Source organism: Pseudomonas sp. 05T35, assembly GCF_056396605.1.
The window spans coordinates 1-11,580 of sequence record NZ_JBFTLU010000094.1 but is presented as its reverse complement, the minus strand read 5'-3'; the positions used below and the strand labels follow the sequence as shown (position 1 = coordinate 11,580).

7 protein-coding genes are annotated in these 11,580 nt (G+C 60.6%); 6 read left to right on the top strand and 1 reads right to left on the bottom strand.

Going from position 1 to position 11,580, the window contains the following annotated elements; genetic code table 11:
* The 4 genes from AC1DH9_RS10035 to AC1DH9_RS10020 form a co-directional block, all read left to right on the top strand.
* On the top strand, window positions 1-429 hold a 429-nt coding region (locus AC1DH9_RS10035; RefSeq protein WP_477808112.1), incomplete at its 5' end, for an AMP-binding enzyme.
* A 337-nt stretch (window positions 430-766) separates the two neighbouring features.
* Window positions 767-2,656: a DUF1302 domain-containing protein gene (locus AC1DH9_RS10030; protein WP_427543242.1), complete on the top strand. Its 1,890-nt coding sequence runs from the start codon at window positions 767-769 to the stop codon at window positions 2,654-2,656.
* Between the two features lie 28 nt (window positions 2,657-2,684).
* The gene (locus AC1DH9_RS10025; RefSeq protein WP_427543245.1) at window positions 2,685-4,049 is read left to right on the top strand and encodes a DUF1329 domain-containing protein; all 1,365 of its coding nucleotides are present in this window, start codon (window positions 2,685-2,687) and stop codon (window positions 4,047-4,049) included.
* Between the two features lie 217 nt (window positions 4,050-4,266).
* Window positions 4,267-7,005, top strand: a complete 2,739-nt coding sequence (locus tag AC1DH9_RS10020) for a winged helix-turn-helix domain-containing protein (protein ID WP_427543248.1) — start codon at window positions 4,267-4,269, stop codon at window positions 7,003-7,005.
* Between the two features lie 10 nt (window positions 7,006-7,015).
* Here the strand turns inward: AC1DH9_RS10020 and AC1DH9_RS10015 are convergent, their stop codons facing one another.
* A complete protein-coding gene (locus AC1DH9_RS10015; RefSeq protein WP_054598237.1) occupies window positions 7,016-7,930 on the bottom strand; it encodes a LysR family transcriptional regulator in 915 nt (304 codons plus the stop codon).
* A 245-nt stretch (window positions 7,931-8,175) separates the two neighbouring features.
* Here AC1DH9_RS10015 and AC1DH9_RS10010 point away from each other — a divergent pair, with 245 nt between their 5' ends.
* Window positions 8,176-9,666, top strand: a complete 1,491-nt coding sequence (locus AC1DH9_RS10010) for an aldehyde dehydrogenase (protein ID WP_427543251.1) — start codon at window positions 8,176-8,178, stop codon at window positions 9,664-9,666.
* Window positions 9,667-9,688: 22 nt separating this feature from the next.
* Window positions 9,689-11,059 (top strand): aspartate aminotransferase family protein, encoded by a 1,371-nt coding sequence (locus tag AC1DH9_RS10005; protein WP_442114811.1) that lies wholly within the window; start codon window positions 9,689-9,691, stop codon window positions 11,057-11,059.
* The last annotated feature ends 521 nt before the right edge of the window (window positions 11,060-11,580 follow it).

Below are 11,580 nucleotides of genomic sequence, written 5' to 3'. Positions count from 1 at the left end.
GGCTGGCTGCACACGGGCGATGTGGCGACCCTGGACAGCATGGGGGTGATCGACATCCGTGACCGGATCAAGGACGTGATCAAGACCGGTGGCGAGTGGATTTCCTCCCTGGACCTCGAAGACCTGATCAGCCGCCATCCGGGGGTACGCGAAGTAGCAGTGGTCGGTATCCCTGACCCGCAATGGGGCGAACGCCCGTTTGCCTTGCTGGTGCTCCGTGAAGGCCATGCGATAGGCGCCCGGGAACTCAAGGAACACCTCAAGCCTTTCGTCGAGCTGGGGCACCTGAGCAAGTGGGCCATCCCGAGCCAGATCGCCCTTGTTACTGAAATTCCCAAGACCAGTGTCGGCAAGCTCGACAAGAAGCGTATCCGCGTCGACATCGCACAATGGCAAGCCAGCAACAGCACCTTCCTTTCGACGCTGTAAGCGTCCTTTGCCGGGCCCGAAAGGGCCCGGCAAGCCCACCAAGCAAGCGCTTGGCTTGTTTATTCAGAATTTTCAGCCATCCTTGCCGGGCCGACATCTGTCGGATTGGCAACAGGACTGTTCCAGAGTGGTGGGGGCTGCAAATCACACTTTAGAGGGATCAAGCAGTACTACCTGCTGGCTATAGTCCGCTCAAGGATTTTTAAGAACGGGGCAAACGCACAAAACGGGGCGATGCAACTTTGAATGACTTCGGGACGACATGGGCTCCCCGTTATTCAGAGCGTTTTTAGAAGTGCTCAATGCCATAACAATAAAAGCACATGGAGTAGCGTCGATGACATCAATAAACCAGTTCTGGCGCCGGGCAAAACTGCCTCTGGCAGTCAGTCTCGCCTCTACGCTCGCCGGGCCTGCCTTCGGCGTCAGTTTCAACGTCGGTGAAATCGAAGGTCAGTTCGACTCGTCCCTCTCCCTGGGCATGAGTGTGTCCACCCAACAGCCGAACAAGAACCTGATTGGTGTCAACAATGGTGGCAAGGGCCTGTCCCAGACCTCCGATGACGGTCACTTGAACTTCAAGAGCGGGCAAGCCTTTTCGAAAATCTTCAAGGGCATCCATGACCTTGAACTGAAATACGGTGATACCGGCGTCTTCGTGCGCGGTAAATACTGGTACGACTTCGCGCTGCAAAACCAGGACCTGGAATTCAAGAACGTCAGCAATGACGGACGCAAGGAAGGCGCCAAGTCGTCGGGTGGGGAAATCCTCGACGCCTTCGTCTATCACAACTACTCCATTGCCGATGAGCCGGGTTCCGTGCGCTTGGGCAAACAGGTGGTCAACTGGGGTGAAAGTACCTTCATCGGTGGCGGCATCAACTCGATCAACCCGATCGACGTGTCCGCATTCCGTCGCCCGGGTGCCGAGATCAAGGAAGGCCTGATCCCGGTCAACATGTTCTACATCTCGCAAAGCCTGACCGAGAACCTGTCGGCCCAAGCGTTCTACCAGATTGGTTGGGACCAGACCGTTGTCGACAACTGCGGCACGTTCTTCTCCCAGCCAGACATCATTGCCAACGGTTGCACGGACAATCTGCGCGTGCTGAACAAGCGCTCGACCATCCCGCCCATCGCCTTGGGGCCATTGGCTGCGAACGGTGTCAACGTCAACGAAGAGGGTGTACTGGTGCGTCGCGGGCAAGACCGCGAGGCGAGCAATAGCGGCCAGTGGGGCGCGGCCTTCAAGTACATGTTCGATCCGCTGGACACCGAGTTCGGTGCCTACTTCATGAACTACCACAGCCGTGCACCGATCTTCAGTGCTACCGGTGCTCCGCAGTCGATCTATAACGGTGTCAAGGCATTGCCGGGGCCGTTCCAGGCCCTCGGTCCGCTGCTGGTCGCGGGTAACTCGCAGTACTTCGTCGAGTACCCGGAAGACATCCGCCTCTACGGTCTGAGCTTCTCCACCACCCTGCCTACCGGTACGGCGTGGAGCGGTGAGATCAGCTACCGGCCGAATGCGCCGGTGCAGTTGAACTCCACCGATATCCTGTTCGCCGGTGTTCGTCCGCTGGGGGGCGCGCTGACCAATGCTTCGCTGCTCCAGGGTGTTCCTGGGGAAGACCTGCACGGCTATCGCCGCAAGGAAATCACCCAGATCCAGACCACCTTCACGCACTTCTTCGATCAGGTCATGGGCGCCCAGCGTCTGACCGTGGTGGGTGAAGTCGGACTGACTCACGTCGGTGGCCTGGAAAGCAAGTCCGATGTCCGTTATGGCCGCGATCCGGTCTTCGGCCCAGGCGAACTGCCCGCCACGGGTGCTCTGGACACCTGCTCGCAGATCCTTAACACCTCCACCATCAACGGTGCCGGGGCAGGCGCTGCGACGAACAACCGTAGTACCAACTGCAATAGCGACGGTTTCACCACTGCCAACTCCTGGGGCTACCGCGCACGCGCCATCTGGGAATACCCGGACGTCTTCGCCGGCGTGAACCTCAAGCCCAACGTCGCCTGGTCCCATGACGTCAGCGGTTACTCGCCAGGCCCTGGCGGCAACTTCGAGGAAGGTCGCAAAGCGGTCAGCCTGGGTCTCGATGCCGAGTACCAGAACACCTACACCGCGAGCCTCGCGTACACCAACTTCTTTGGCGGCAAGTACAGCACCGTGGATGATCGCGACTTCGTTGCGCTCAGCGTCGGCGTGAACTTCTAAGCACTGCATCTTCAGGACGAACAAGAATATGAAAGTAACCAAAAGTCTGTTGCAAGCGGGTGTCCTCGGGCTTTCGCTGCTGGCGACCGCAGTCATGGCAGCGGTTCCGGCTGCTGAAGCGGACAAGTTGGGCAAGAGCCTGACGCCAATGGGTGCGGAAATGGCAGGCAATGCCGATGGCTCGATCCCGGCCTGGAAACCCATGCCGAAAAACGCCGGCACCGTCGACAGCAAGGGTTTCCTGTCCAACCCGTATGCCAGTGAGCAACCTCTGTTCACCATCACCGCGAAAAACGTCGACCAGTACAAAGACAAACTGGCGCCGGGCCAATACGCGATGTTCAAGCGTTACCCGGACACCTTCAAAATGCCGGTTTACCCGTCTCATCGCGGCGCGACCGTGCCGGATCAGGTGTTCGCCGCCATCAAGAAGAACGCCACCAACACCAACCTGGTGTCCGGCGGCAACGGCTTGGAAAACTTCGAAACCGCCGTGCCGTTCCCGATTCCGAAAAGCGGCGTCGAAGTCATCTGGAACCACATCACCCGCTATCGCGGTGGCAGCGTGACCCGTCTGGTGACCCAGGCCACGCCGCAACCGAACGGCTCCTACAGCCTGGTGTACTTCCAGGACCAGTTCGTGTTCCGCGACAAGATGAAGGATTACGACCCGAAAAACCCGGGCAACATCCTGTTCTACTTCAAGCAGAAAGTGACCGCGCCGGCGCGTCTGGCCGGTGGCGTGCTGCTGGTGCATGAAACCCTCGACCAGGTGAAGGAACCGCGTTCGGCGTGGGTCTACAACGCCGGTCAGCGTCGTGTGCGTCGTGCCCCGCAAGTGTCCTATGACGGCCCGGGTACCGCTGCCGATGGCCTGCGTACTTCCGATAACCTGGACATGTACAACGGTGCTCCGGATCGTTACGACTGGAAGCTCGAAGGCAAGAAAGAGATGTACATCGCCTCCGACAGCTACAAGCTCGACTCGCCGGCGCTCAAGTACGACGAAATCATCAAGGCCGGTCATATCAACCAGGACCTGGCGCGTTACGAACTGCGTCGCGTCTGGCATGTGGTTGCGACCCTGAAGGAAGGTCAGCGCCACATTTATGCCAAGCGTGACTTCTACATTGACGAAGACACCTGGCAAGCCGCGGTCATCGATCACTACGACGGCCGTGGTCAACTCTGGCGTGTGGCTGAGGCGCATGCCGAGAACTACTACGACCAGCAAGTGCCGTGGTATGCCCTGGAAACCCTCTACGACCTGCAGTCCGGGCGCTATCTGGCACTGGGGATGAAGAACGAAGAGAAACGTGCGTATGACTTCGGCTTTACCGCCAGCACCAGTGATTTCACCCCGGCTGCACTGGCTCAGGACGGTGTTCGCTAACGTGTCGTAACACCGAGGCCGCATCCTCGAAAAACGCCCCGACTGGTTCGGGGCGTTTTTTTTGTCTCGAAAAAAGATCGGTGCATCACCAGCCCCGCAACTTTAGTTCGTAGTCTTTTTGTAGCCATTTGTAGCAGGAACCTTCAATCCGCTCCGGTTTACCGCTAGTCTGCGGACATCTGCAATGCCGACAACAGCACCTAAACAAGAGTTGGCTATGACTGACCTGTTCCGAATCCAAAGGCCATCCGGCGCGGCAATGCCTGTGCTGGAAGGGCGGTTTTACCGGCCCCCCTTGCCCGACAGCTATGTGCTGCGGCCTCGTCTGTGCGAGCGGCTGAGCGCCGGGTTGCAGGGGCGATTGCTGCTGGTCAGCGCGCCGGCGGGGTTCGGTAAAAGCTCATTGGCGGTAGAGTTCTGTCAGAGCCTGCCGGCGCATTGGCAAAGTCTCTGGCTGGGGTTGAGCCCGCGCGACAATGACCCCGGACGTTTCCTCGAACGGTTGCTTGACGGCCTGCAAAACTATTTTCCACAGCTAGGCAGCCAGGCCCTCGGCCTGCTGAAAATGCGTCAACGCCATCAACCGTTCGCCTTCGAAGAATGGCTGGACGGGCTGCTCGATGAGCTGGCCATTCACCTGTCACCGAGCACGCCGTTGCTGCTGGTTCTGGATGACTACCATCTGGCCCAGGGCCCGGTGCTCGATCGCTGCCTGCAATTTTTCCTCAATCACTTACCCGATGGCCTGCTGGTGCTGGTGACCAGTCGCCAGCGTCCCGACTGGCACCTGGCGCGTTTGCGCCTGTCGCGGCAATTGCTTGAGCTGAGCGAACAGGACCTGCGCCTGACCCACGACGAATCCCTGACCCTGCTGGATCGACACAGCAGCTCATTGCGCGGCGAGGCGCTGGAGAGTTTGATCCAGCGCAGCGAAGGTTGGGTCGCGGGGCTGCGTTTCTGGTTGCTGGCCGCCTCTGAAGCGCGCAATGGCGGCGCGTTGCCGCAGCCGCTGCACGGTGGCGAGGGCTTGATACGCGACTATTTGCTTGAAGAAGTCATCGATTGCCTGCCCGCCGAAGTGCAGTCGTTTCTGTACGACACCGCACCGCAAGAGCGCTTCTGCAGCGAGCTCTGCGATGCGGTGCGCGAAGCCCATGACAGCGCCGAGATCCTGCGCTTTCTGCTGTCCCATCAAGTGTTCCTGGTGCCGCTCGACGAGCACGGTCATTGGTACCGTTATCACCATCTGTTTTCCGACCTGTTGCGCAGTCGGCCGACCGCCAATGCCATGGTGCCCACCGCCAGCCTGCACCTGCGCGCCTGCCGCTGGTTCAACGCCCAGGGTTTGCTCGATGAAGCGGTAGAGCAGGCATTGCGCGCCGGGCACCTGGATGTAGCGGCGAACCTGGTACAGAACCTTTCCGAAGAACAACTGCTGGCCGAACAGAACGTCGGCATGCTGCTGCGCTGGAAAATGGACTTGCCCGACAGCCTGCTGATCAGCACCCCGCGACTGATCGTGCTGTACAGCTGGGCGCTGGGTCTGGCCTGCCAGCTTGATGCGGCTGAAGAGTTGGCCAATCACTTGAGTCGCTTCCTGCCGGCACCGTCGGCCACCGCGCAGAAATCCATGCTGGCGCAGTGGCTGGCGCTCAGCGGGATCATCGCTCGTGGTCGCGGCCAGCGTGAACTGACGCTGCTGTATTGCACCGAAGCGCTGGAGAGCCTGCCGCACAAACGCTACGGGCAGCGCTTGATGTGCCTGTCGACCTTGTCCAACCTGGCGATCGCCGACGCGGACCTGTGGCGCGCCCGGGGTTTGAACCGTGAGTCGCTGGAGCTGGCGCAACGGGTCGGTAATCCGCTGTTCGAGGCGCTGGCCCATTACGACCGCGCACGGGTGCTGCAAGCGCGCGGGGAAATTCTTCGCTCGCTGGATGAAGTGCATCAGGGCCAGCAACGTTTGCAGGGTCTATCGTCGCAGCGGCTGTATGCGATTCGCGCGCGCCTGACCTTGTATGAAGGTTTTCTGCTGACCCTGCTCCTGCAACCCGAAACCGGGCTGGCGCGATTGCGGACGGGGTTGAACGAAGCGCGGGCCTGTCGCGATATCAGCGTGCTGATCGGTCATTGTGTGATCGCCAAGCTTGAAGGCTGCAACGGCGAGTTCGCCCGGGCGTTTGCCGAACTGGCCGAGGCCGAACGGCTGATGCACATCTGGGACGTGCCGCCGATTTACTACCTGGCGATGATCACGCTGGTGAAATGCGAGCTGTGGCTGGCTCAGGGGCGCACCGATCTGGCCGAAGCCTGGCTGGCGCGACTCGGTCAGACCTACAACGGCGAGCACGCCGCGGCACCACCGGAGTTTCATCCGCAAATGCCGCTGCACATCGAATTGCAACAAGCGCTGCTGGAGTCCATCCAGGGGCAGCCGATGCTGGCGGAAGGGCGGCTGAACGCACTGCTGGAACATGGGCAGAAGACCGGAAGGCAGATGCTCAGCGTGATGGCGTTGAGTCAGAAGGTGGCACTGCTACTGAATAATGGCCGTGAACCTGAAGCGCGTCAGGCGTTGGGGCAGGCCTTCGAGGCGGCGGCCGGTGGCGTGCTGCAACCTTTTGGCGGGTTACTGCGCGATCACCCGGACTGGTTGCGTGAGCAACTGGCGCAGTGTCCGGCCGGTGCCCTGCGTGAGAGCCTGATCGAGCGCTTGCCCCAAGCCGCTGCCCGCGAGACGGTTGAGCCGCAGCACCCCGGTGAAGCCCTCAGCGTCCGCGAACAGGCAGTCCTGCAATTGATCGCCCAAGGCTGCTCGAATCAGGAAATCAGCGATCAGCTGTTCATCTCGCTGCATACCGTCAAAACCCACGCCAGCCACATCAACAGCAAACTCGGTGTCGAACGCCGCACCCAGGCCGTGGCTCGGGCCAAGGAATTGGGCTTGTTGGTGTAACGACCAGCGATCAGGGACGGGCCTTGGCGGTCAGTTGCTCCCGGCAATAATCGGCAAACAACTGCGCCGGTTTGGTCAGTTGCCCACGTTTGAGCCAGGCCGCCACCAACCCCGAACCGGTGACGTCTTCGACAATGTCGACGCACACCACTTTCTGCCCGTCATAGGTGCATTCCGAATGCGGCCGGGTGACCAGAATCGAAAAGCCGAAACCCTGGCCAACCATCCCGCGCACCATCTCGATCGACGGCGAGCTGAAAGCGATTCTGGGCGTCAGGCCAAGTTCTTCAAACAAACTGACGAAGTAGGTCCGGCTCGGCTGCACGTCGAGCAGAATCATTGGTTCCAGGCACAGGTCACGCAGGGACACTTGCGCTTGCTGGGCAAAACGATGATCGGCCGGCAGCAGCGCGTAAGGCCGTTGCGCCGGCATCAGTGGTTCGGTTTCGATGGTGGCGTCCAGGTCGTGCTCGTAGAGGATCGCCAGATCGAAAGCGCCCGAGGTCAGGTTCTGTACCAGCTCTTGCTGCTCGCCGTCGCGGATGCGGATTTCCACCCCCGGATACAGCGCCGAGAACCCGGCAATCAATTGCGGCAGGTACAACGGCGCGACCGTTTCAAAGCAGCCGATATCGATCTGCCCGGACACCACGTCGTTGTCGGCCAGGGCGTTCTGTTCGAACTCCTTGGCCATGCGCAGCAGCTCCTGAGCCTTGCGGTAGAAGCGTGCGCCGCTGGGTGTCAGGGAAACGCCCTGGGCGTGGTGACGAATCAGCAACTGCACGCCAAAGCTGTTTTCCAGACCCTTGATCGCCGTGGAAATCGACGGCTGGGCGATGTACAGCTTCCGCGAAGCCTCGGCGACGCTGCCGCACTCGACGGTGGTAATGAAGTACTTCAATTGACGCAGATTGTAGGCAGCCACAGCAAACCTCGGGGTGGATGGGTTCGACGCCAGTCTTGACCGTTGAACCCAAGCAATTTGCGCACCGCCCTTATCCACTGCGGCGACGGTTTTGTTGTGCTTGAACAATAACCACATGGCGCGCACGCGGGGAGTTTGGCTGCCCAGTTTTTTCATGGCCTGCGACCACATATTTACTATTTTTCCCCGGCAGCCGCCTGAGCCACCATCGATTGCACAATAAAAAGTCCAAGGAGCATCCGAACGTGTTCGAGCTTGAATATTGGCAAGGCCAGGCCGCCGCACTGCAGTTTCGTAGGCAGGCGTTGATTGAGGGCAACCAGCGGCCGGCGCAGTCCGGGCAAACCTTTACCGCGATCAACCCGGCTACTGGCGCTGTTCTCGCCGAGGTGGCGGCTTGCGGTAATGAAGACGTCGATGCAGCGGTGATCAGCGCGCGACAGGCGTTTGAGTCGGGCGTGTGGTCGGCGCGTTCACCCAGTGAGCGTAAACAGGTGCTGCTGCGGTTGGCCGAGCTGATCATGGCCAACCGCGAAGAACTGGCGCTGCTCGATTCGCTGAACATGGGCAAACCGGTGATGGACGCCTACACCATCGACGTGCCGGGCGCCGCCGGGGTGTTTCGCTGGTACGCCGAAAGCCTCGACAAACTCTACGACCAGATTGCGCCGAGTGCGCAGAACGTGCTGGCGACCATCACCCGCGAAGCCCTTGGCGTGGTGGCCGCGGTGGTGCCGTGGAATTTTCCGCTGGACATGGCCGCCTGGAAACTTGCACCAGCGCTGGCCGCCGGCAATTCGGTGATCCTCAAGCCGGCCGAGCAATCGCCATTCTCCGCCTTGCGTCTGGGCGAACTGGCGCTGGAAGCGGGTGTACCGGCAGGCGTGCTCAACGTGCTGCCGGGCCTCGGTGAACAGGCCGGCAAGGCCTTGGGTTTGCACCCGGACATCGATTGCCTGGTGTTCACCGGATCGACTGAAGTCGGCAAATATTTCATGCAGTACTCGGCGCAGTCGAACCTCAAACAGGTGTGGCTGGAGTGCGGCGGCAAGAGCGCCAATCTGGTGTTCGCCGACTGTCAGGACCTCGACCTGGCGGCGCAGAAAGCCGCGTTCGGGATCTTCTTCAATCAGGGCGAAGTCTGCTCCGCCAACTCGCGGCTGCTGGTGGAACGCTCGATCCATGATGAGTTTGTCGAGCGCCTCAAGGTCCAGGTCGAGCGCTGGCAGCCGGGCGATCCGCTGGACCCGTCGAGTACGGCTGGGGCGATAGTCGACAGCCGGCAAACGGCGCGAATCATGAAATTCATCCAGCAGGCTGAACGCCAGGGTGCGAAGCGTGTGTGCGGCGGTCGGCAGTCGATTTTCAACGGCTCGGACAACTTCATTCAGCCGACGATTTTTACTGGTGTGACGGCGGACATGCCGCTGTTTCGCGACGAAGTGTTTGGCCCGGTATTGGCGGTCACGGCGTTCGATGACGAAGCCTGCGCACTGCAACTGGCCAACGACAGCGTCTATGGTCTAGCCGCGTCACTGTGGACCGACGACCTCAACCGCGCCCACCGCGTGGCGCGTCAATTGCGCGCCGGGACGGTGTCAGTCAATAGCGTCGATGCGCTCGACGTAACGGTGCCTTTTGGTGGCGGCAAGCAGTCCGGTTTTGGTCGCGACCTGTCGCTGCACTCATTCGATAAATACACCCAGTTGAAGACCACCTGGTTTCAACTGCGCTGACAATAAAAACGGAGAACTGGCGATGACCACCCCACGTGAAACCCGCGACTACCAGGCCGCCGATGCTGCGCATCACATCCACGCGTTCGTCGATCAGAAAGCCCTCAACGACGAAGGGCCACGGGTGATGGTCCGTGGCGACCGCCTGCATCTGTGGGACAACGACGGTCGGCGTTATCTGGATGGCATGTCCGGGCTGTGGTGCACCAACCTCGGTTACGGGCGCAAGGACCTGGCGGCTGCGGCGAGCCAGCAACTGGAGCAGTTGCCGTACTACAACATGTTTTTCCACACCACCCACCCGCAGGTGATCGAGCTCTCCGAACTGCTGTTCAGCTTGCTGCCGGGGCACTACAGCCACGCGATCTACACCAACTCCGGCTCCGAGGCCAACGAGGTGCTGATCCGCACGGTACGGCGCTACTGGACAATCCTCGGCAAGCCCGAGAAGAAAGTCATGATCGGYCGCTGGAACGGTTACCACGGCTCGACCCTGGCCGCGACGGCGCTGGGCGGGATGAAGTTCATGCACGAAATGGGCGGGATGATTCCAGACATTGCGCACATCGACGAACCGTACTTTTTCGCCCATGAAGGCAACCTCACGCCCGCCGAGTTTGGTCTGCGAGCAGCGCAGCAACTCGAAGAGAAGATTCTTGAACTGGGTGCCGATAAGGTCGCCGGTTTCATCGCCGAACCGTTCCAAGGCGCTGGCGGGATGATCTTTCCGCCAGAGAGTTACTGGCCGGAAATTCAGCGGATCTGCCGTAAATACGATGTGCTGCTGTGTGCCGATGAAGTGATCGGCGGCTTCGGGCGCACCGGTGAATGGTTCGCCCACGAGCACTTCGGTTTCGAGCCCGACACCTTGTCCATTGCCAAGGGCCTGACCTCGGGCTACATCCCCATGGGCGGGCTGATTCTGTCGAAAAAAATGGCCCAGGTGTTGGTGGAGCAGGGCGGGGTATTCGCTCATGGCCTGACCTATTCCGGGCACCCGGTGGCGGCGGCAGTGGCGATTGCCAACCTCAAGGCCTTGCGCGATGAAGGTGTGGTCACGCGGGTCAAGGACGACATCGGCCCGTACCTGCAAAAGTGCCTGCGCGAAGTGTTCGGCAATCACCCGTTGGTCGGTGATATCCAGGGCGTGGGTATGGTCGCGGCCTTGCAGTTGGCCGAGGACAAAACCAGCCGCAAACGCTTCGCCAACGAGAACGACATCGCCTGGCGCTGCCGCACGATTGGCTTCGAAGAAGGGGTGATCATTCGCTCCACACTCGGCCGGATGATCATGGCTCCGGCACTGATTGCCACGCGTGAAGAAGTGGATGAACTGGTCGGCAAAACCTTGCGCGCGGTAGATCGTACGGCGCGGGAATACGGCCGGCTCTGAGATTGCTGGAAGGTCCTGCGGACCTTATCGCGAGCAAGCTCGCTCCCACATTGGAACTGCGTTGACTTCGGTAATGAGGTCGACATAGAACCCCTGTGGGAGCGAGCCTGCTCGCGATTGCTTTCGCCCATTCAACACACTCCTCACCGCCTGCACCCACCCCGCGCACCCCCGCCCRCGGCGCCCTTTTGCAGTGCSCRCTACCGAGGTTTTCCTTCATTCTTGCCACGCGTGAAGAAGTGGATGAACGGGTCGGCAAAACCTTGCGKGCGGTGGATCGTACGGCGCGGGMRTWCGGCCGGCTCTGAGATTGCWGGAAGGTCCTGCGGACCTTATCGCGAGCAGGCTCGCTCCYACATTGGAACTGCGTTGACTTCGGTAATGRGGTCGACATAGRMCCCCTGTGGGAGCGAGCCTGCTCGCGATTGCTTTCGCCCATTCAACACACTCCTCACCGCCTGCACCCACCCGATTGCTTTCGCCCATTCAACACACTCCTCACCGCCTGCACCCACCCCGCG

Excerpts from the sequence above, each read along its gene's own strand:
- AC1DH9_RS10030 (WP_427543242.1), top strand. The coding sequence starts at position 767 with ATGACATCAATAAACCAGTTCTGGCGCCGGGCAAAACTGCCTCTGGCA.
- AC1DH9_RS10025 (WP_427543245.1), top strand. The coding sequence starts at position 2,685 with ATGAAAGTAACCAAAAGTCTGTTGCAAGCGGGTGTCCTCGGGCTTTCG.
- AC1DH9_RS10020 (WP_427543248.1), top strand. The coding sequence starts at position 4,267 with ATGACTGACCTGTTCCGAATCCAAAGGCCATCCGGCGCGGCAATGCCT.